Here is a 21,921-nt window from a genome sequence, read left to right on the forward strand (position 1 = left end):
CCAGAATGAGGCAGAAGCTACGGTTTATACCAATGATTGTTCTAATGTTGCTTTTTTTATTTGATCTAAATGTCCAAGCTTCCGGAGATACACAAAATGCTTCAACTCCTCTTTCACCGACGGAATTGGTCGATAACCAGCTGAAAACGATGGATTTAACGGATTTAAAAAAATACTGGGAAGATGTCACAAGCAAGTATGGCGGTTTTCTTCCTGAAAGCCAAAAAGGAAGTCTTTATGATTTTCTCAAAGGAGAGAAAAAGTTTTCCTTTCAGCAATGGTCACAGGCGTTATTGAAATTTGCCTTTCAGGAATTTATTGCAAACGGCAAACTTCTTGGGTCATTGATCATGCTGACGATTTTCAGCCTGTTTCTGCAGTCATTGCAAAATGCCTTTGAAAAAAGTACAGTCAGCAAAGTGGCCTATGCAATCGTTTTTATGGTGCTCGTGATTCTAGCACTCAACAGTTTCCATGTCGCCATTACCTATGCAAATGAAACGATTGGAACGATGATTTCGTTCGTACTTGCGCTTATTCCATTACTGCTTGCCATCATGGCTGCCTCTGGAGGAGTGGTATCCGCTGCCTTTTTTCATCCGGTCATTTTATTTTTAATGAATACAAGCGGTGTCTTGATGCAGTATGTGATTTTGCCGCTGCTCTTTCTTGCCGCATTATTAAGCATTGTTAGTACCTTATCTGAAAATTATAAAGTAACCCAGCTCGCCCAACTGTTACGCAATTGGAGCATCGGGCTGATGGGACTTTTCTTGACGGTATTTCTTGGTGTTATTTCTGTACAAGGGGCTTCAACCGCTGTTGCAGATGGGGTGACGATTCGAACAGCAAAATTTGTTACCGGGAATTTTATTCCGGTTATTGGCCGAATGTTTACAGATGCAACCGATACGGTTGTAAGCGCATCGGCTCTTTTGAAAAATACAATCGGGATTGCAGGGGTGGCTATTTTGCTGATCATTGTTGCCTTCCCGGCAATCAAAATTTTAATGATTGCGTTCATTTATAAATTTGTCGCAGCCATTTTGCAGCCACTTGGCGGCGGTTCGATCATTTCCTGCCTCGATATTATTTCGAAAAGTGTTATTTATGTTTTTGCCGCACTTGGCATTGTATCTCTCATGTTTTTTTTAACTATTACTGTCATTGTTGCCGCAGGGAATTTAACGATCATGATGAGGTAGGGGATAGGGATGTCCTTTTTAATCGAATGGGTAACCAATATTATTTTGTTTATATTGCTGGCCACCGTTATTGATATGCTTCTGCCCAATTCAAGTCTGCAGAAATATGTAAAGATGGTTGTCGGCCTGCTATTGATTGCGATTATTTTAGCGCCAATTCTCAAATTAATTTCATCTGACTTTGAAACGGCTCTTTCATCTTTTCCTTCATATCAAAATCAAAGTGATAAAAATATAAAAAATGATATTGAATTGAAGAAAAAAGAAATACAAGCTGGGGAGCGTGCATATATTTTAGAACAAATGGCTGTCCAACTAAAAAAGGATGTCGCAGAGGAGTTGATGAAACAATACGGATTGGAAATAACGAAGATTAACCTAATTCCTGATGAAAACAGTCAAAAAACATTTCCGGAAAACCTTCAGAAGGTTTCGGTTCTATTAAAACAACCAGACAGCAAAGTGAACGCGGTTGAAGCAGTAGCACCCGTCATCATCAACACGAATAAACCTCTTTCATCAACAGATCAAACAGAGGATTCAAAACAAATTGCCGCATTTCTTTCGAATAAATGGAAAGTGAAGGAAACAACAATTGAAGTTTTGATCGAAGGGGGGAAAAATAAGCAGAATGGATGATCAACAAGGACCATTTTCAAAGATTAAAAAGTGGCTTTCCAACCCGGAAAAACCGAATAAAAAATCAGGAAAATACCAATATATGATTCTTGTTTTACTGATTGGCGCGGCTTTTATGCTGGCAAGCAATATTCTTTTTAAAAAACAGGCGGCAGCACCTGCTCTCCCAGCAGCTAAAACGACTTCTGCTAGTCCGAGTGATGTTCCGGCGTTTGGCATTAGCAAAAATTCAGGCGATAAATCCATTGCCGATTATGAGCATGAATATGAGACGCAAATGAAAGATGCACTTGATGAAATGCTAGGCGTAAAGGATGTCAAAGTGGTTGTAACGATTGATTCAACGGAAGCCAAAGTCTATGAAAAGGATCGGGTATCCAAAAATCAAACAACGGTTGAGACAGACCCGCAAGGAGGACAGCGGAAAGTTGAAGATCAATCGGTTGACGAAAAGGTTGTCATTATCCGCAATGGTGATAAGGAAGTGCCAATTGTTGTACAAACGAAAAAGCCAAAAATCCGCGGTGTGCTTGTTGTCGCCCGGGGAGCAGAAAACATTCAAGTGAAAAAGTCGATTGTTGACGCAGTTACGAGAGCACTAGACGTTCCAAGTTTTCGCGTTGCGGTAGTGCCTAAAAATTAAAAGGGGGAATTTGTCCATGCTATTGAAAAAACAAACGGTTTGGTTATTAACGATGCTTAGTCTTGTAGTGGTCTTGTCAGTCTATTATATTACAACACCACCGCAAAAAGGAAATGACCTCGCTTCTGTGGAACAAAAAGCGAAGAAGCAATTGGATCAAAGTAAGGCAGCCACAAGCAAAATTCAGGATAAGAGCGGCAAAACAGTCGTTTCCACGGTATCTGGCGATGATGCGTTTACTGCACTAAGGATGCAGCTTGATGACCAGCGCAGCCAAATGAAAGAAGAACTGCAGGCAGAAGTTGCCTCAACCGACCTTTCTGCTGATAAACGCAGTGCAGCGATTGATCAAATGAAAAAACTGGATGAAACAGCAAAAAAAGAAGAGGTTCTAGAAACATTAATTAAAACAATGGGTTATGAGGATGCGCTTGTTCGTGCTGATGGCGAAAATGTCAAAATCATTGTTAAATCCCAGAAAAAGCATACAGCTGCCCAAGCAAACGACATTATCCAACTAGCTAAAAAGGAAATTGGCGAAACCAATTACGTAGCAGTAGAATTTCAACCAGCAAAACAATAAGAGCTAACAGAAAAAGAAAGCCAATTCGGCTTTCTTTTTCTGTTTAAATTTCACTTGGAAGTTCACATTTTCTCAGAAAAATATTAAGATGAAGGAGTGTAGGCAAATGTTTTTTGGAGCATAGCATAAAAGAACAGGATTGAACTTTTGTTAAGAATTATCGTATAGTATTAATAGCTAGTAATAAGCATAGTGGACAAGGGGTGTAACGAAATGTTAAAAGTTCAAGAAATTCGCGAATTAATAAAACTCGTAGACCAATCGAGTATTGACGAGTTTGTTTATGAACATGAAGGTTCGAAGGTAAAAATGAAGAAGAATGGACCTGTAACGGTCACAGCTGCACAACCAGTTGTACAAGCAGTCGAAAGCAGCCCGGTTCATGTTGCCCAACAGGCTCCTGTCCAGCAAGCATCTACAGCGGTGGCGCAGGAAACGGCCCAGGTTCCAAAAACAGAAACTGCTAACCAAGCCGATACGGATAACCTACATAAAATTACTTCACCAATGGTCGGCACTTTTTACGCATCACCGTCACCTGATGCTGACGCATATGTGAAGCCAGGCTCCAAAGTTACCAAGGATTCCATTGTTTGCATCGTTGAAGCAATGAAATTATTCAATGAAATTGAAGCCGAAGTAGACGGGGAAATCGTTGAAGTTTTAGTGAAAAATGGACAATTAGTTGAATACGGGCAGCCGTTATTTTTAGTCAAGCCTGAATAAGGAGCGTAGCAGATGATCAAAAAACTGTTAATCGCCAATAGAGGCGAGATTGCTGTCAGAGTGATTCGCGCCTGCCGAGAAATGGGCATTGAAACTGTAGCTGTATTTTCCGAGGCAGACCGTGAAGCATTGCATGTTCAGCTGGCTGATGAAGCTTTTTGCATCGGCCCCACGCCATCAAAGGAAAGTTATTTAAATTTCACGAATATTATAAGTGTGGCCACCTTAACAGGATGTGACGCAATCCATCCGGGTTATGGATTTCTCGCGGAAAATGCCGACTTTGCAGAACTGTGCCGCGAATGCAATATAACCTTCGTTGGACCTAGTCCGGAAGCCATTACAAAAATGGGCACAAAAGATATCGCGCGCGAAACGATGCGTGCGGCAGGTGTGCCAATTGTTCCCGGCTCAACCGGCATTATTCAAACGATTGATGAAGCGATCGAACTTGCAAATAAAATCGGTTATCCTGTTATTATTAAGGCAACAGCTGGCGGCGGCGGAAAAGGAATCCGCGTGGCTAAAAACGAACAGGAATTAGTGAAAGGAATCAATATTACCCAGCAGGAAGCTGCAACGGCATTTGGCAATCCGGGCGTCTATATCGAAAAGTATATTGAAGATTTCCGGCATGTTGAAATCCAAGTGCTGGCAGACTCATACGGCAATACCATTCATTTAGGTGAGAGAGATTGTTCTATTCAGCGGAGGCTGCAAAAGCTTCTTGAAGAATCGCCGTCTCCTGCTTTGGATGGTGAGATTCGGGAAGAAATGGGGAATGCAGCGGTAAAAGCGGCCAAAGCGGTTGATTATACAGGCGCTGGCACGGTAGAATTTATATATGACTACCGCAATCGAAAATTCTACTTCATGGAAATGAATACAAGGATCCAGGTTGAACATCCTGTTACAGAAATGGTAACAGGAACCGACTTAATCAAGGAGCAAATTCGCGTTGCTTCCGGCGAAAAATTAACCCTAAGCCAAAAGGATGTTATATTTAATGGCTGGGCGATTGAGTGCCGGATCAATGCTGAAAACCCGGAAAAGAACTTTATGCCATCAGCCGGAAAAATTAAAATGTATTTGCCGCCGGGCGGACTGGGGGTTCGGATTGATTCTGCTGCATATCCGGGTTACACGATCCCGCCTTACTATGATTCGATGATTGCGAAAGTCATTGCGTATGGAAGCAGCCGGGATGAAGCCATTTCGAGAATGAAGCGGGCTTTAAGCGAATTCGTTATAGAGGGCATTCATACGACCATCCCATTTCATTTAAAACTGCTTGAGCATGAAAAGTTTGTAGAGGGACAATTTAATACGAAGTTTCTTGAACTGCATGATGTGATGAAATCTTAGCGAATAGCTGGAGGTGTTTCGAATGAGCGAAAACCAAGTTTTAGAAATGAATCAAGGTAATGATGGAAACGGCAAGGTGGAAATTGCCCCGGAAGTCATTGAAGTGATCGCTGGTATTGCTGCTTCGGAAGTCGAAGGGGTAGCCGGAATGCGCGGAAATTTTGCTACAGGTGTTGTCGAACGGCTAGGGAAGAAGAATCATGGTAAAGGTGTAAAAGTTGATATTTCAGAGACAGGGATAAAGGTAGAAGTTTATTGCGTTGTGAAATTTGGTGTCTCAATCCCGACAGTTGCCCAAAAAATCCAGGACAATATTCGTCAAACACTTCTGAACATGACCGCTCTAGAACCGGAAGAAGTAAATATCCATGTTGTCGGCGTCCAATTTGAAAGCCAAAAGCAGGAGCAGGAAGTCGATCAAGAAATCTAAAATAAAGAAAACCGAAGGAAACAATCCTTTGGTTTTCTTTTGTTTTGCTGCCGGTAAATGAGCTTGGTTGATCTCTGCCCATTTTAACAGAATGGTCAAGTCGACAATAAATTTTTGTTTTAAAGAAATTTGTCGAGCAGCAGTGCGATTTCTACTTAGTTATGCTATTATCTTTTTATGTACTAAAGCGGATGTCCTATCTTGTTGGGATTGTGGAGCGGACAAGCTTTTCCAACAATGCAATTAAACTATTTCTGAAAACTAAAGGAGTTAGCACAGTATGAAAAGAAGAACAGCGAGAGAAAAAGCACTGCAGGCTCTTTTCCAAATAGATGTGAGCAGCACGGAGCCTTCATCCGCCATCGAACATGTCCTTGAAGGCGCAGCAACAGACGAGTACCTTACAAATATCGTATACGGAGTTGTAAAGCATCAAACAGAGATTGACGGTATAATAAAGGCAAATCTTGAAAAATGGTCTATTGACCGGTTAGCAACAGTTGATCGCAATTTGCTGCGCATTGCTGTATATGAATTGAAATTTGCTGATGAAAAGGTTCCGGAAAACGTGGTGCTGGATGAAGCAATTGAAATCGCCAAACGGTTTGGTGATGAACAATCAAGCAAGTTTGTAAATGGTGTTTTGTCAAAAGTGAAGGACCAACTTTCCTGAAGACCCATTTGCTTCAAGCATTTTATATTTAGATAGGGGGATAAAAGAAATGCCAGCTAAAATCATTAACGGATTCGAGATTGCAAAAAGAAAACGAGTGGAAATTGCTTTAGAAGTCGAACAATTGAAAGAAAAAGGAGTTACCCCTGGATTAGCGGTTATCCTTGTTGGAGACAATCATGCTTCCAGAACATATGTATCCAATAAGCAAAAAGCTTGCCAGGAAGCAGGCATGTATTCTTTATTAGTGGAATTACCTGAAAGTGTACCTGAAGCAGAGCTGCTCGAAAAAATTCGCATGCTGAACACCGATGATTCGATCCATGGCATCCTTGTCCAGCTGCCGCTTCCCGGGCATATTGATGAAACAAAAGTGATCGATACCATTGCCCCTGCTAAAGATGTGGATGGCTTTCATCCAATTAACATTGGTAAAATGATGACAGGGCAAGACGCTTTTTTGCCATGTACTCCATATGGTGTAATGGTGCTGCTAGAGGATAGCGGAATTGACATCCCAGGGAAAAATGTTGTCATCGTCGGCAGGAGCAATATAGTCGGCAAACCTTCCGGGCAATTGTTTCTAAACAAGGATGCAACGGTTACGTACTGCCATTCGAAAACAAAAAACCTTAAGGAACATACGAGCAAGGCTGATATTCTTGTGGCTGCCGTGGGCAAGGCGAATTTTATTACGGCAGAGCATGTAAAAGATGGTGCCGTTGTGATTGATGTCGGAATTAACCGCAACGAAGCCGGAAAGCTTTGCGGTGATGTGGCATTTGACGAGGTTGCAGAAAAAGCAGGCTATATTACCCCTGTTCCTAAAGGTGTCGGCCCAATGACGATAACCATGCTGCTAGCCAATACGTTAAAAGCTGCTAAATCTGGTAAATAACCAAAAAGGTAGGCGGGCACGAGCGATAGATTCGTGATGCAGGGCAAGCAGCTGATCACTTCACGAGTCTATTGGATTGAACAAACAAGTCAGCATGAAAGAGGAGCAGTTTATGCTGGAGCAAAATTATTTAACCGTTACGGCGTTAACCAAATACATAAAACGAAAATTTGATGCGGATCCCCATTTGCATGACCTTTATATAAAAGGAGAAATTTCAAATTTTAAGCAGCATTCAAGCGGCCATATGTATTTTACATTAAAGGATGAAAAAGCGCGGATATTGGCTGTGATGTTCTCAAGTAATGCAAGAATGGTGAAGTTTTTTCCGGAAAACGGGATGAACGTTATCTTAAGAGGAGAAATTACTGTTTACGAACCGAGCGGTCAGTATCAAATCTACGTAAAAGAAATGCGCCCTGATGGTATTGGCGATTTATTTTTAGCGTATGAGCAGCTTAAGAAAAGACTGGAAGCGGAAGGGTTATTTGCTGCCGAAAAGAAGAAGCCAATTCCGCCGTTTCCGAAAACCATTGGTGTTATCACTTCCCCAACCGGTGCTGCGGTTCGCGATATCATCACGACGATCAAAAGACGTTTTCCGATTGCGCGAATTCTCGTTTTTCCTGCTCTCGTTCAAGGGGAAAATGGCGCATCTTCTGTCTCGGCTGCCATTGAAAAGGCAAACACGTTGACAGAAATTGACGTATTAATTGTTGGCCGTGGCGGTGGTTCAATAGAGGAATTATGGGTTTTTAATGAAGAACAGGTTGCACGGGCTATTCACGCGTCAAGAATTCCAATCATATCGGCCGTTGGACATGAAACGGATTTTACGATCGCAGATTTTGTTGCTGATTTAAGAGCCCCTACGCCAACGGGTGCTGCGGAGCTAGCAGTACCGCATATCGATGAAATGCTGGAGCGGGTTTTGCAGCGACAGACCCGTTTGTTAAGGGCGACGAGTGAAAAGCTGCGACTGGGAACCGAGCGGCTGTCCAGACTGCAAAAATCCTACGCTTTCCGCTATCCGGAGCGCTTATACGAACAGAAACTGGAGCAGCTTGATAGGATGACCGAAAGGCTTGTAAAAGGGGTCAGCAATTTTGCCGAAAAAAAGACAAATGAACAAGCTGCACTTTCACGCAGGTTGCTTGTTAACCACCCAAGGTTGCTTGTTCAGCAGGCAGATAGCCGTTTTGGCCGGTCGCAAAAGGATATTCAACGGGTAATGAAACAAATTATCATTAAGAAGCAGCATGAATACGACCGGATCATTGGCCAATTGGAGGCTCTAAGCCCGTTAAAAATTATGAAGCGAGGGTATAGCATCGTATATCAGGAGGACAAAAAGCTTGTAAAGAGTGTCGATCAGATTCGTCCAAATGAAACCGTAAGCATCCAGCTGACAGACGGAAGTTTGATCACCAAAGTACAAGAAATCAAGAAAGGTGAGTAATATGTCCGAAAAGAAGGAATTGTCTTTTGAAGAAGCAATGAGCCAGCTTGAAAAAATTGTCGACCGCCTGGAAGAAGGAGATGTTCCGCTGGAAGAAGCGATTGCGATTTACAAAAAAGGCATGGAACTTTCAAAGCTTTGTCACGATAAATTGAAAAATGTTGAAGAACAATTAACACAAATGATAACAGAGGACGGAAGGAAAGAGAATTTTTCCATTGCTGAGGAGGAGTAGGCTTTGTTCAATGTCTTTGCAAAAACATACAAACAATTGCTGGAAGATGAGTTGCAGACGTTGATTGCTCGTCTGGATGCTCCCCCCGTTATTAAAGAAGCGATGTTTTATTCGCTTAGTGCCGGTGGAAAACGAATTCGGCCGCTTTTACTTTTTGCAACAATGGAGGCGTTTGGCACCGATCCGAAAAGAGGGTTAATGGCAGCGGCTGCCATCGAAATGATACACACGTATTCACTTATCCATGATGATCTGCCCAGTATGGACAATGATGATTTGCGACGAGGAAAACCGACCAATCACAAAGTCTTTGGCGATGCGATTGCAACGTTGGCCGGAGATGCATTGTTAACCTATAGCTTTGAAGTGATGGGGAACATTCCTGAAGAATATACAAGCCCTGAGACAAAAATCAAACTAATCGTCGAGATGGCCAAAGCTGCGGGAACAGAAGGAATGGTCGGCGGTCAAGTTGCCGATATGTATGGGGAAGGAAAAAAAATCACAATTGAGGAATTGGAGTACATCCATATTCACAAAACAGGTAAAATTTTAAGCTTTTGTGTGACTGCTGGTGCTCTTCTTTCACGTGCGGTGCCAAAGCAATTGAACAACCTGGCTCTTTTTGCCCATCATCTTGGACTTGCTTTTCAGATTCAGGATGATATTCTTGATATAGAAGGCAATGAAGAGTTGATCGGCAAACCAGTTGGCAGTGATCGGGACAATCAGAAAAGTACCTACCCGCTGCTGCTTTCAATGGCTGGCGCAAAAAATGCCTTAGCTGAGCATATTCAAATGGCGAAATACTATTTAGCGAATACAAACTTGAAAACCACTATGTTAAACGAAATAACGGACTTAGTTGCAACTCGAGATCATTAAGACATTTGAGGCTGTTTCTAATTTATGTTATAATTTTATGAAGAAAACGTTAACAATGCTTGCCGTTATCACGTTTGTGTTAGCGGCTTCTTTTTCATTGAAGAACTGTATGAGTATACAACAGGGGAATATCAATTCACCCTACAGAAAAGTATGAAAGTGAGTGGTCCAACAATGGATCTATTGTCTATAAAAAATCCTTCCTTTTTAAAAGGGCTGACAAATAATGAATTGGAGAAGCTAAGCAAACAAATTCGCCAATTCTTAATTGAAAAGCTGTCTGTTACTGGAGGCCATATTGGACCGAATTTGGGGGTAGTGGAGTTAACAATCGCGTTACATAAATGCTTTGAAAGTCCAAAGGATAAAATTCTTTGGGATGTTGGCCATCAATCCTATGTCCATAAAATAGTAACGGGCAGAGCTGGCGAATTCGATTCATTAAGGCAGTTTAAGGGCTTGTGCGGGTTTCCAAAACGCCAAGAAAGCGAACACGATGTGTGGGAAACAGGTCATAGCTCCACTTCGCTTTCCGCGGCAATGGGGATGGCCATTGCAAGGGATTTAAAAAAAGAAAAATCCTATATTGTGCCGGTTATTGGGGATGGTGCTTTAACAGGCGGTATGGCGCTCGAAGCTTTAAACCATATCGGCCATGAGAAAAAAGATATGATCGTCGTGTTGAATGACAATGAAATGTCCATTGCGCCAAATGTGGGCGCTGTTCATAATATTCTTGGCAGACTAAGAACGGCTGGAAAATACCAGTGGGCCAAAGACGAGCTTGAAGTTTTGCTGAAACGGATCCCGGCAGTTGGCGGTGTTCTGGCTGCAACAGCAGAACGAATCAAGGACAGCCTGAAATACATGCTCGTGTCTGGGATGTTTTTTGAGGAACTTGGGTTTACGTACTTGGGTCCAGTTGACGGCCATAATTTCGAAGCTCTATTTGAACAACTGAACAATGCGAAAAAAACGGAGGGACCTGTCCTTCTTCATGTTATTACAAAAAAAGGAAAAGGGTATTACCCGGCAGAAAGTGATACAACAGGAACCTGGCATGGAACCGGCCCATATAAAATGGATACGGGTACATTCGTTAAGCCGGTCAACGCACCGCCGGCGTGGAGCAGCCTTGTGAGTGAAACAGTTCGCAAGCTTGCTCGCAAAGATGAGCGGATTGTTGCCATCACACCGGCGATGCCGGTAGGGTCAAAGTTAGAAGGATTTGCAAGTGAGTTTCCAGATCGGATGTATGATGTTGGTATTGCGGAACAGCATGCAGCAACAGTCGCAGCGGGTCTGGCAACACAGAATATGAAACCTTTCCTTGCCATCTATTCAACCTTTCTGCAAAGAGCATATGATCAAGTGGTCCATGACATTTGCAGGCAAAACTTGAATGTCTTTCTTGGTATTGACCGGGCAGGCCTTGTTGGAGCGGATGGTGAGACGCACCAAGGGGTATTTGATATTGCCTTCCTTCGCCATCTGCCTAATATCGTTCTCATGATGCCGAAGGATGAAAATGAAGGCCAGCATATGGTCTATACGGCGTTACAATATGACGATGGTCCGATTGCGATGCGCTTCCCGAGGGGGAATGGAATTGGCGTTCCAATGGATGAGAACTTACGGCAAATTCCGATTGGAACATGGGAAATCTTAAAAGAAGGTACGGATGCGGTGATTCTCACTTTTGGCACGACGATCCCGATGGCAATGGAGGCTACAAACCGCCTTGAAAAGCAAGGGATATCTGTAAAAGTAGTCAATGCAAGATTCTTAAAGCCTTTGGATGACAAGATACTGACGAAGCTTTTGGCAGATAATCTACCCATTTTAACAATCGAAGAAGCGGTGTTACAAGGCGGATTTGGCAGTGCTATTCTCGAATTTGCACATGAGCATGGGTATTATCATTCCGTCATTGACAGAATGGGAATACCCGATCAGTTTATTGAGCATGGAGATGTCAAATCGCTTCTGGAAGAAATCGGACTAACAGCAAATGAAGCGGTTAGAAGATTGACCATTCTCGCACATAAAAAACAGCAAAGGGCTTAGTTGGCTGATGAAAATAAAAAAAGAACGACTAGATAGTTTACTTGTTGAAAGAGGCCTAGCGGAAACGCGTGAAAAAGCAAAGCGGGCCATTATGGCTGGGCTTGTTTATACAAATGAAGAGCGCCTAGATAAGCCGGGTGAAAAAGTCAATGTGGATGTACCTTTATCGGTAAAAGGAAATGTTCTTCCATATGTTAGTCGAGGCGGCCTCAAACTTGAAAAGGCGTTAAATGTTTTTTCAATCAAAGTGGATGGTAAGGTAATACTGGATATTGGCGCCTCAACAGGCGGATTTACCGACTGTGCGTTGCAGAACGGAGCAAAAATGTCTTATGCTTTAGATGTTGGCTACAACCAGCTTGCCTGGAAGCTACGCCAAGATCCACGTGTCCGGGTGATGGAAAGAACCAATTTCCGCTATGTCACACCAGCTGATCTTGATGGGGAAATGCCGAATTTCGCTTCTATTGATGTTTCCTTTATTTCGCTGAAGCTGATTCTCCCGGTTTTAAAAACATTGTTGGTTCCTGGAAGTGACATTGTTGCCTTGATTAAGCCCCAGTTTGAAGCAGGCAGAGAGCAAGTCGGCAAAAAAGGGATTGTTCGCGATCCGAAAATTCATTTAGAAGTGATTGAAAAGATAATCGATTTTTCAATTGAACAAGGTTATTCAGTGTTGGATCTTTCCTATTCTCCAATAACCGGAGGAGATGGAAATATTGAATTTCTCCTCCATTTAAAGTGGGAAGGGGAGCGTCCCAAAGGAGAAAGCCAACTGCCTGTATTCCCCGAAAAAGTCGTCGCTGCCGCTCATGCAGATTTAAAAACAAAACATAGCCCTGAAGGATAAGCATTGTTGCTTATCCTTTTTGCTAAAAATGGAACGATGAAATTCGTGTACAAGCATGGCGAAATCAGCTAACATATGAATAGAACAATCTTTTACAGAAAGTGTTGGAACGCTTATGGAGGTTAAAATGAATAAGGGACAACGTCATATAAAAATAAGAGACATTATCGCCAATAATGACATTGAAACACAAGATGAATTAGTCGACGAGCTAAGGAACGCCGGGGTAAACGTTACACAAGCAACCGTTTCCCGTGATATAAAAGAATTGCATCTTGTCAAAGTTCCTTTATCGGATGGACGGTACAAATACAGCCTGCCCGCAGATCAGCGGTTTAATCCTCTGCAAAAACTCAAACGGGCTTTAATTGATGCTTTTGTTCGCATCGATGAGGCAGGACATTTATTAGTGATGAAATGCCTGCCTGGTAATGCAATGGCCATTGGCGCTTTAATCGATAATCTCGATTGGGAAGAAATTTTAGGAACCATTTGCGGTGACGATACGATTTTGATCATATGCAAAACCGAAGAAGATACAGACGTTATTAAAAACCGGATCCTTGAGATGCTGTAACACTGGGAGGGAGTTTACCTTGCTAAGTGAACTATCGATCAAAAATTTTGCCATCATCGAGAAGCTCTCGATTTCATTTGAAAAAGGGTTGACCGTTTTAACCGGTGAAACAGGTGCGGGAAAATCCATCATTATCGACGCGATCCATTTGCTGGTTGGCGGACGCGGTTCAGCGGAATTTGTCCGGCATGGGGAGGAAAAAGCGGAAATTGAGGGACTTTTTCAATTGGATAGCAAACAGCATGCCTGCTGTAAAAAAGCGCTGGAATTTGGCATTGAGATTGAAGATGGCATGATTGTGTTAAGGAGAGAAATTTCCCGATCTGGAAAAAGTGTCTGCCGCATTAATGGAAAATTGGTAACCATTTCAACCTTAAGAGAATTGGGCGGAACGCTAGTTGATATCCATGGACAGCACGAACATCAGGAACTAATGGATGAATCGAATCACTTATCACTATTAGATCAATTTGGATTTGAAGAAATTTCACCTTCACTTGCGGAATATCAGTCGGTCTATCATCGTTATGAGCAAACCTTGGCCAAATTAAAGCATTTAAGTGAGAACGAGCAACAAATGGCACACCGCCTTGATTTAATCCAATTTCAACTTGATGAAATTCAAAATGCCCAATTAAAATTAAATGAAGATGAACAGCTAATCGAAGAAAGGCGGAAGCTAAGCAATTTTGAAAAGACTTATGAGGCGATCCAATCTGGTTATTCCGCTTTGCAAGGTGAACAAAAAGGGCTTGACTGGATCGGGCTTGTGATGGGACATCTTGAGGCTGCCGCAAGCATTGATGAAACGTATAAAGACGTTTTTGAATCGGTGTCAAACAGTTACTATGTTTTGGAGGATGTTTCCAGATCTTTAAGAAATGAGCTGGATCAGCTTGAATACGATCCCATGCGTTTAAATGAAATTGAAGAAAGATTAACGGAATTGAACCAATTAAAGCGGAAATATGGACAAACGATTGAAGAGATTCTAGAATATGCTGCGAAAATTGAAGAAGAAATCGAGACGTTGCAAAACAAGGAAACCCATATTGGCAAATTGGAAAAAGAGCTTGCTTCATTGCAAAAAGATTTAACACTTGAAGCAAAGCAATTGACAGACCTTCGCAAAAAATGGGCAGACAAATTGACAAAACTGATTCATAAAGAATTGAAGGAACTTTATATGGCGAAAACCGTTTTTCAAATACAGTTCCATGTGAATCCGCATTTCACAAAAAATGGTGCGGATCAAGTTGAATTTTATTTGTCAACAAATCCGGGAGAACCTTTAAAGCCGCTTTCAAAAATTGCTTCAGGCGGCGAATTGTCGCGAATTATGCTTGCGCTTAAAAGTATTTTTTCCAAACATCAAGGAGTCACATCGATTATTTTTGATGAAGTGGATACCGGTGTAAGTGGACGAGTGGCCCAAGCGATTGCAGAAAAAATTTATAAAGTGTCAGTGGACTCCCAAGTGCTTTGTATCTCCCATTTGCCGCAGGTGGCTGCGATGGCGGATACGCATCTCTTTATTGCAAAGGAGATTAAAGGCGGCCGGACGAAAACATCTGTCACAAAGCTTGCAGAAGACGAGAAAATTAAAGAAATTGGCAGAATGATTTCCGGGGTGGAAATTACCGATTTAACAAAACAACATGCAAAAGAACTGCTTCAGCTAGCAAAAGAAAATAAATAAATTTGAAAAGCTTCCCATTTCCGGGGAGCTTTTTATGTAAACGCAAGTTATAAATGGCCAATTTGCAGGCAAAATTATAACTGTAGCCATTTTTCAAAGTAAGTGGACAGAAGCGAGGAGAGTGAAAAGTTTGAAGCTGGAACTTCTTAGAAAAATGATTGGTGGAATTCTCCTTGTTTCATTAGCAAGCCTACTTTCTTTACAGCCCTTTCAACAATACTTGAAGATTCCGAATCAGGTCACGGTTTTTAAAGGGCAGAATTACACAATACAAAAGGCTGCACCGGTTACAGCCGTTCTTTCGAATCACAATAACAGTATCTCACTTAAACAAAAATCGCATTCCGTCTCCATTCAAGCAGACGAGCAAGGTCAAAATGAAATGCTTCTAGAGTTTGCGGGAATACCGATTAAAAAGGTCGATGTAAACGTTTTAAGAAATTTTAAGGTTATACCTGGCGGTGAATCAATCGGTGTGAAATTAAACACTGCAGGAGTGCTTGTGGTTGGTCACCACCTCGTTACCACGGATGAAGGCAAAAAATCACCCGGAGAATTAGCAGGAATCAAAGTCGGTGATATGATCACTGAAATTAATGGAACAAAAATAAGCAAAATGGCCGATGTTGCACCCATTGTCCAGAGTGCAGGCCAAAATCATCAAGTGTTAAACATGGTCATAAACCGGGATCACGAAAAGTTTACAACAAAGCTGACCCCTTTAAAAGCAAAAGGGGAAGAGGTGTATAAACTGGGCTTGTATATTCGTGATTCCGCAGCAGGCATTGGCACAATGACATTTGTTCACCCCCAATCGAAAAAATACGGGGCGTTAGGGCATGTCATTTCAGATATGGATACGAAAAAACCAATTGTAGTTGAAAATGGAGAAATCGTACGTTCAACAGTAACCTCGATTGAAAAAGGAAGCAATGGAGAACCTGGCGAAAAGCTGGCGAGATTTTCCTCAGATCGGGAAATTGTCGGCAATATTCAAAAAAACAGTCCGTTTGGTATCTTTGGAAAGTTAAACAAGGAGCTAAAAAACGGAATCATGGATAAGCCGATGCCGATTGCCTTATCCAGTCAGGTGAAAGAAGGACCTGCGAAAATTTTGACTGTAGTGGACAGTGATAAAGTGGAAGCATTTGATATTGAAATTGTCAGTACGATTCCGCAAAAATTTCCGGCTACCAAAGGAATGGTGATCAAAGTTACCGATCCGAAGCTTTTGCAAAAAACGGGTGGAATCGTTCAAGGAATGAGCGGAAGTCCGATTATTCAAGATGGCAAGCTAGTTGGTGCTGTAACGCATGTGTTTGTAAATGATCCAACTTCCGGCTACGGTGTCCACATTGAATGGATGCTTTCAGAAGCAGGAATTAACATTTATGATAAACAGGCAGAAAAAGCGAGTTAACTGAAAAAAACAGGCCCTATGCCTGTTTTTTTCAGTTAGAAAAACCTTTTTTGCTGTCCTTAAAGAATTTTCGACAAAATCACGGGTGAAATTTCAAAATAAAACGAAAAAAGTCGAAACAAGGAGAAAACGAAAGAAAAACAAAGATTTATTAAACTTTTTAAGAAAAAATAAAAAAACGAGAGGAATTTATGTTGCATTGTCGAATTTGTAATTTAGAATAGAGAATAGAGACTTATTAGAGAGTATAATTGGAATTGAGGAGGAAGTTCGCGTTGAAGAAAATAAAAGTTTGTGTAGTGGATGACAACAGAGAATTGATCAACTTGTTAGAGGAATATATTGAAGCGCAGGATGATATGGAAATCGTCGGGACAGCCCACAATGGTCAGGAATGTTTGAATTTATTGGCTACTGTTGACCCTGATGTTCTTGTATTGGATATTATTATGCCTCATCTCGATGGTCTGGCGGTTTTGGAAAGGCTCCGCGACATGAAAAAAGGCAGCCTGCCAAATGTTATCATGCTGACTGCCTTTGGCCAAGAAGACGTAACAAAAAAAGCCGTTGAACTCGGGGCGTCCTATTTCATCCTGAAACCATTCGATATGGAAAACCTCGGTAACCATATCCGCCAAGTAAGCGGCAGTGCCAGCACGATGACCAGGAAATCTCCAGCAACAACTTATCGTCCTCATTCAGAAGCAAAACCAAAAAACCTCGATGCAAGCATTACCAGTATTATTCATGAAATTGGTGTGCCGGCACATATCAAGGGATATCTTTATTTGCGTGAAGCCATTTCAATGGTGTTTAATGACATTGAGTTATTGGGATCCATTACGAAAGTATTGTACCCGGATATTGCAAAAAAATATAACACAACTGCAAGCCGTGTAGAACGTGCAATCCGCCATGCGATTGAAGTTGCGTGGAGCCGCGGCAACATCGATTCGATTTCCTCTTTGTTCGGGTATACCGTCAGCATGTCAAAAGCAAAGCCTACCAATAGTGAATTCATTGCGATGGTCGCTGATAAATTGCGATTGGAACATAAGGCTTCTTGAAAAGAATAAAGAAACATCCGAAGCCTCCATTTTGAATCTGCAAAATGAGGCTTTTTCTATGGCATCCTTCGTAAACAGGTGAAGTGCCTAGCCCATTTTTAACTTTGAAAATACTTGATAAAGTTCTAGCAGTTTTTGCCTGGGAATATGCTGTTTCATGTAGAGGAACGATTTAAAATCGACTGGTGGAAATGCCAAAAGGGGGCGAGGTTATGACGCAAATAGTTGCACACCGCGGCTATTCTGCAGCTTTTTCTGAGAACACAATGACCGCATTTTTCGAAGCTGAAAAAGCAGGAGCGGATGGGATTGAACTTGATGTTCAATTAACAAAAGATGGCGAAGTCGTTGTCATTCACGATGAAAAAGTAGATCGGACGACGAGCGGCAGCGGCTTTGTGAAAGATTTTCCATATAAAGAACTGCGCAAATTGAATGCCAATAAAAAAGGAATAAAAAAGGAACCGATTCCTGCTTTAGCCGAAGTACTTGAATGGCTGAAGGGAAACGAGCTCATTTGCAATATTGAATTAAAAAACGGGATGTTCCGCTATGAAGGAATGGAGGAAAAAGTAATTGAACTGATTCGAAGATACGAGCTTTCGGATCGGATCATTTTATCGTCTTTTAACCATTATAGCATTGTGTATTGCTACCGGCTTGCCCCGGAGATTGAAACGGCACCGCTTTACGTGGAAGGCATTTATATGCCTTGGGTGTATGCCCAGTCCATCCGTGCCAAAGGAATTCATCCAAAACTTGCCGCTGCCCCGGATGAAATCATCCAAAGCGCGTTAAAAAATAATATTGCAGTAAGACCGTTTACCGTTAATCAGGAAGATGAGATGAGGCGGCTTTACCAAGTTAATTGTACCGCCCTGATTACAGATGACCCTGTAAAAGCATTGCGAATAAGAAAACAAGCTGCAAAGAGGCCGTAGGAGTCTCTTTTATTTTTTTTCCAAAAATCTTGCTTGGACTTTGTTTCTTTTTTTGTCCCGATGCAATATAAATCCGCCAACAAAGCCTAATCCGCCAATGAAAAAGAAAAGGCCAATTAAAAATTGCAGCCATAAAAAAGGAATGGGCGGCTGCTGGATGCCAAACACCATATCACGCATTAATTTGATTCCGTAAGCAGCCAAAAAGCCGGGGGCAACCAATATCAGTAGGGCAATAATACGCTTCATGACGCATCCTTTCCAATCGTATTTGGATAAGATAACGGTACTCTACAAAAAATGATAATCTATCGATTAAATTTGTCAAGAAGAAGAAAGAAAGTTACAATAAAACTGAAAAAAATTGCATATTATCTTTTGCGTTATGTGAAAACAATTTCTCAATCAAAGGAAATTCACTGAAGGAGCGGTAAAATGCAAAAGGTCATGATTGTCGGCGCTGGAAAAGGTGGAACGGCAATTTTAAAAATTTTAAAAGAATCTGAAGTCCTGCAAGTAAAAATGGTTGTTGATCGCAATATAGATGCTCCGGGAGTGCTGTTCGCCAGAAGCGAAGGGATTCAAACGGCTACAGATTGGCGGGGTGGTATAGCTGCAGACCTTGATATTATCATTGAAGTAACAGGAGATGAAGCTGTGTTCAAGCAGCTTCGGGAAGCCAAAAGCAAAAAAACGGTTTTAATTCCTGGAAGTGTGGCTTTTTTGATTGCCAAGCTGATGGAAGAAAAAGAAGAGTTGCTTCAAAAACAGCATAGTGAATCGTACATACATGATTTGATTTTCAATTCAACCGATGACGGCATGGTTGTTATTAATGAAAAAGGAACCATTATTTTGTTTAATACCCGTGCGGAAGAAATGATGGGGATTCCGAAAGCTGTGGCTATAGGCAAATACGTTTCGGATGTGATTCCGACAAGCCGGCTCCCGTATATTTTAAGATCGCGGAGAACGGAAGCCAATCAGGAAATGATTTTAGAAAATGGCCGGAAAATTATTACAACCCGAATCCCAATTATTGAACAAAATGGAACACTCATCGGTGCTTTTGCCGTTTTTAAAGATATTACAGAAGTGGTCAAGCTGGCGGAAGAGATGACTGACCTTAAAGAGATCAAAACAATGCTTCAAGCCATTATTCAGTCAAGCGATGATGCGATTTCTGTTGTGAATGAAAATGGACAGGGAATCCTTATTAATCCAGCATACACAAGATTAACGGGACTTTCCGAAGAACAGGTAATTGGTAAACCCGCATCTGCAGATATTTATGAAGGCGAAAGCATGCATATGAAAGTGTTGCAGACGAGACGAGCGGTACGCGGTGTGCCGATGAGGGTTGGCCCGAAAAAACGGGAAGTCATTGTAAACGTCGCCCCGATTATCGTGAAAGGAAAGTTGAAAGGAAGCGTTGGGGTAATCCACGATATGTCGGAATTGAAAAGCTTGAATCGCGAGCTGCATCGTGCCCGGCAAATCATCCGCACCCTTGAAGCAAAGTATACTTTTGAAGATATTATCGGACAATCCGAAGAGATGGTTATCGCGATTGAACAGGCGAAATTAGGGGCCAAAACGCCTGCAACTGTCCTTTTGAGAGGGGAATCTGGAACAGGAAAAGAACTGTTTGCCCATGCGATCCATAATGCGAGCGATCGAAAATACAATAAATTCATCCGGGTTAATTGCGCGGCCATCTCTGAATCATTGCTGGAAAGCGAGTTGTTTGGCTACGAGGAAGGCGCGTTTTCAGGGGCGCTTAGGGGCGGAAAGACAGGATTGTTTGAAGAAGCCAATAACGGCAGCATTTTTCTTGATGAAATCGGTGAGTTATCGTCCGGAACGCAAGCAAAGCTGCTAAGGGTATTGCAAGAAAATGAAATTCTGCGCGTTGGCGGCACAAAGGCCATTCCGATTAACGTCCGGGTCATCGCAGCAACAAATGTGAATCTTGAAAAGGAAATTGCGAAGGGAACCTTTAGGGAAGACTTATATTATCGTCTGAACCGGATGCCAATTCAAATACCGCCTTTAAGGAAACGGAAAGAAGAAATTCCATTGCTGTGTGAAAGGTTGATCCAGAAGATTAATCAAGACTATGGGCGGAATGTCGAAGGAATCAGTGAGGCTGCTTTAAAGCAGCTCTTGGTATACGATTGGCCGGGAAACGTCAGGGAGCTTGAGAATATTCTCGGCAGAGCGATGATTTTTATGAACTATGGCGAAACCCTGATTGACGTTCAGCATCTTCCAGAATTGAAAAATAAACAAATAGAAATACGTACATATGAAGCGGGGATAGAAACTATTGCTAAAGACAAGCCACTTTCGGAAATGCTTGATCAATATGAAGCCAGGATTATCCAACAAACATTGTCAAAGTTAAACGGCAATAAATCGTTAACAGCCAAAACACTTGGTTTGTCTGTGAGAAATCTATATTACAAACTGGAAAAATACAAACTTGAAAACATTGGCATGCAATAATTTTCATATTATGAAATTTTTTGCACGGTAAAACGAAGGTGAATGAAGCGTTTTCATGATTCTTAATTTGGCACGATTTATGCATTCGTTTTAAGTGAAAGTTTTTTAAAGTGAAATTTTTTGAAAAAAGGGGTTGAGAGGACGTTGTTACTGAACGAATTAGTGGATAGAGCAGCCCGTTACCCTTTAAAAACAGTCGCTGTGGCGGCAGCCGAAGATGAAGAAGTCATTGATGCAATAGCAAATGCCATCTCAAGCAACCTTGCCAAGTTTTTATTGTTTGGCAATAAAGAAAGAATCGTCCAACTATTGAAGGAAAAGAACCCAAATCTTTTGGCAGATGGGAAAGTGATACTAATCGACGTTCCCTCAAAAGAAACCGCAGCTGAATCAGCAGTTAAAGCCGTAAGCGGTGGAGAAGCAGATGTGTTAATGAAAGGAAATCTATCTACACCTCTTCTTCTTAAAGCCGTTTTAAATAAGGAATATGACTTGCGAACAGGGCGCATTCTGTCGCATACTGCCGTTTTTGAAGTGCCGGGATTTGAACGCTTTGTGCTGATTACAGATTCGGCAATCAACATTGCACCGAATTTGGAACAAAAAGGACAGATCATTGAAAATGCTGTGGCCATTGCGAAGTCAATAGGGATCGAACTACCTAAGGTTGCCCCCATTGCAGCAGTTGAGACGATCAATCCTGCCATGCCGGCAACGGTTGATGCGGCCGCTCTTACGTTGATGAACAGACGTGGACAATTAAATGGCTGCATGGTTGATGGACCGCTTGCGCTAGATAATGCAATCTCCTCTTTTGCTGCTGAACATAAAGGGATTCAAAGTGAAGTCGCCGGAAGGGCAGATATTTTGTTAGTACCGACACTTGAAGTGGGAAATGCTTTGTATAAATCGCTTGTTTACTTTGCTAAAGCGAAAGTGGGCGGTGTAGTCTCTGGTTCGAAAGTGCCAATTGTTGTAACATCTCGATCGGATACAGCCGAAAACAAACTCTGTTCACTGGCATTAGCATTAAGTTCTGTACAGAAATAAG

The 21,921-nt window shown here is 41.8% G+C and carries 22 protein-coding genes; 21 read left to right on the forward strand and 1 reads right to left on the reverse strand.

Annotation, left to right across the window (positions count from 1 at the left end):
* The first annotated feature begins 5 nt into the window (after nt 1–5).
* The 19 genes from spoIIIAE (at nt 6) to ACQYAD_RS16960 (ending at nt 18,362) form a co-directional block, all read left to right on the forward strand.
* Complete coding sequence (gene spoIIIAE, locus ACQYAD_RS16870) at nt 6–1,205, forward strand: stage III sporulation protein AE (protein WP_430239942.1); 1,200 nt, start codon at nt 6–8, stop codon at nt 1,203–1,205.
* Between the two features lie 9 nt (nt 1,206–1,214).
* On the forward strand, nt 1,215–1,844 hold the full coding sequence (gene spoIIIAF, locus ACQYAD_RS16875; protein WP_430239944.1) for a stage III sporulation protein AF: 630 nt from the start codon (nt 1,215–1,217) through the stop codon (nt 1,842–1,844).
* A complete protein-coding gene (spoIIIAG, locus tag ACQYAD_RS16880) occupies nt 1,837–2,487 on the forward strand; it encodes a stage III sporulation protein AG (protein ID WP_430239945.1) in 651 nt (216 codons plus the stop codon). Before spoIIIAF ends, spoIIIAG begins: the two co-directional genes overlap by 8 nt.
* Nucleotides 2,488–2,503: 16 nt before the next feature.
* A complete protein-coding gene (locus ACQYAD_RS16885) occupies nt 2,504–3,070 on the forward strand; it encodes a SpoIIIAH-like family protein (protein WP_430239946.1) in 567 nt (188 codons plus the stop codon).
* Nucleotides 3,071–3,283: 213 nt separating this feature from the next.
* Nucleotides 3,284–3,796, forward strand: coding sequence for an acetyl-CoA carboxylase biotin carboxyl carrier protein (accB, locus tag ACQYAD_RS16890; RefSeq protein WP_430239948.1), 513 nt, complete (start codon nt 3,284–3,286; stop codon nt 3,794–3,796).
* Nucleotides 3,797–3,808: 12 nt separating this feature from the next.
* Nucleotides 3,809–5,161: an acetyl-CoA carboxylase biotin carboxylase subunit gene (gene accC, locus ACQYAD_RS16895; RefSeq protein WP_430239949.1), complete on the forward strand. Its 1,353-nt coding sequence runs from the start codon at nt 3,809–3,811 to the stop codon at nt 5,159–5,161.
* 22 nt (nt 5,162–5,183) lie between these two features.
* The gene (locus tag ACQYAD_RS16900; RefSeq protein WP_430239950.1) at nt 5,184–5,591 is read left to right on the forward strand and encodes an Asp23/Gls24 family envelope stress response protein; all 408 of its coding nucleotides are present in this window, start codon (nt 5,184–5,186) and stop codon (nt 5,589–5,591) included.
* A gap of 280 nt (nt 5,592–5,871) precedes the next feature.
* On the forward strand, nt 5,872–6,264 hold the full coding sequence (nusB, locus tag ACQYAD_RS16905; RefSeq protein ID WP_430239951.1) for a transcription antitermination factor NusB: 393 nt from the start codon (nt 5,872–5,874) through the stop codon (nt 6,262–6,264).
* A 49-nt stretch (nt 6,265–6,313) separates the two neighbouring features.
* Entirely contained in the window at nt 6,314–7,162 is an 849-nt protein-coding gene (gene folD, locus ACQYAD_RS16910; RefSeq protein WP_430239953.1) for a bifunctional methylenetetrahydrofolate dehydrogenase/methenyltetrahydrofolate cyclohydrolase FolD, read from the forward strand.
* Between the two features lie 112 nt (nt 7,163–7,274).
* A complete protein-coding gene (xseA, locus tag ACQYAD_RS16915) occupies nt 7,275–8,621 on the forward strand; it encodes an exodeoxyribonuclease VII large subunit (RefSeq protein ID WP_430240021.1) in 1,347 nt (448 codons plus the stop codon).
* Nucleotide 8,622: 1 nt separating this feature from the next.
* Nucleotides 8,623–8,856, forward strand: a complete 234-nt coding sequence (locus ACQYAD_RS16920) for an exodeoxyribonuclease VII small subunit (RefSeq protein ID WP_430239955.1) — start codon at nt 8,623–8,625, stop codon at nt 8,854–8,856.
* Nucleotides 8,857–8,859: 3 nt separating this feature from the next.
* Complete coding sequence (locus ACQYAD_RS16925) at nt 8,860–9,741, forward strand: polyprenyl synthetase family protein (RefSeq protein WP_430239957.1); 882 nt, start codon at nt 8,860–8,862, stop codon at nt 9,739–9,741.
* A 174-nt stretch (nt 9,742–9,915) separates the two neighbouring features.
* Nucleotides 9,916–11,808, forward strand: a complete 1,893-nt coding sequence (dxs, locus tag ACQYAD_RS16930; RefSeq protein WP_430239958.1) for a 1-deoxy-D-xylulose-5-phosphate synthase — start codon at nt 9,916–9,918, stop codon at nt 11,806–11,808.
* 7 nt (nt 11,809–11,815) lie between these two features.
* Complete coding sequence (locus ACQYAD_RS16935) at nt 11,816–12,658, forward strand: TlyA family RNA methyltransferase (protein ID WP_430239959.1); 843 nt, start codon at nt 11,816–11,818, stop codon at nt 12,656–12,658.
* 127 nt (nt 12,659–12,785) lie between these two features.
* On the forward strand, nt 12,786–13,235 hold the full coding sequence (ahrC, locus tag ACQYAD_RS16940) for a transcriptional regulator AhrC/ArgR (RefSeq protein ID WP_430239961.1): 450 nt from the start codon (nt 12,786–12,788) through the stop codon (nt 13,233–13,235).
* Between the two features lie 19 nt (nt 13,236–13,254).
* A complete protein-coding gene (gene recN, locus ACQYAD_RS16945; RefSeq protein ID WP_430239963.1) occupies nt 13,255–14,934 on the forward strand; it encodes a DNA repair protein RecN in 1,680 nt (559 codons plus the stop codon).
* A 121-nt stretch (nt 14,935–15,055) separates the two neighbouring features.
* Nucleotides 15,056–16,354 (forward strand): SpoIVB peptidase, encoded by a 1,299-nt coding sequence (spoIVB, locus tag ACQYAD_RS16950; RefSeq protein ID WP_430239966.1) that lies wholly within the window; start codon nt 15,056–15,058, stop codon nt 16,352–16,354.
* A gap of 275 nt (nt 16,355–16,629) precedes the next feature.
* The gene (gene spo0A, locus ACQYAD_RS16955) at nt 16,630–17,421 is read left to right on the forward strand and encodes a sporulation transcription factor Spo0A (protein ID WP_430239968.1); all 792 of its coding nucleotides are present in this window, start codon (nt 16,630–16,632) and stop codon (nt 17,419–17,421) included.
* Nucleotides 17,422–17,633: 212 nt separating this feature from the next.
* Complete coding sequence (locus ACQYAD_RS16960; RefSeq protein WP_430239969.1) at nt 17,634–18,362, forward strand: glycerophosphodiester phosphodiesterase; 729 nt, start codon at nt 17,634–17,636, stop codon at nt 18,360–18,362.
* 9 nt (nt 18,363–18,371) lie between these two features.
* Here the strand turns inward: ACQYAD_RS16960 and ACQYAD_RS16965 are convergent, their stop codons facing one another.
* The gene (locus tag ACQYAD_RS16965; protein WP_430239971.1) at nt 18,372–18,611 is read right to left on the reverse strand and encodes a DUF2627 domain-containing protein; all 240 of its coding nucleotides are present in this window, start codon (nt 18,609–18,611) and stop codon (nt 18,372–18,374) included.
* A gap of 186 nt (nt 18,612–18,797) precedes the next feature.
* Between ACQYAD_RS16965 and ACQYAD_RS16970 the strand changes: the two genes are divergently transcribed.
* On the forward strand, nt 18,798–20,870 hold the full coding sequence (locus tag ACQYAD_RS16970; protein WP_430239973.1) for a sigma 54-interacting transcriptional regulator: 2,073 nt from the start codon (nt 18,798–18,800) through the stop codon (nt 20,868–20,870).
* A gap of 144 nt (nt 20,871–21,014) precedes the next feature.
* A complete protein-coding gene (yqiS, locus tag ACQYAD_RS16975; RefSeq protein WP_430239974.1) occupies nt 21,015–21,920 on the forward strand; it encodes a phosphate butyryltransferase in 906 nt (301 codons plus the stop codon).
* Nucleotide 21,921 lies beyond the last annotated feature (1 nt).

The organism is Neobacillus sp. SM06 (assembly GCF_050496765.1).
Classification (GTDB): domain Bacteria; phylum Bacillota; class Bacilli; order Bacillales; family Cytobacillaceae; genus JAEVLT01.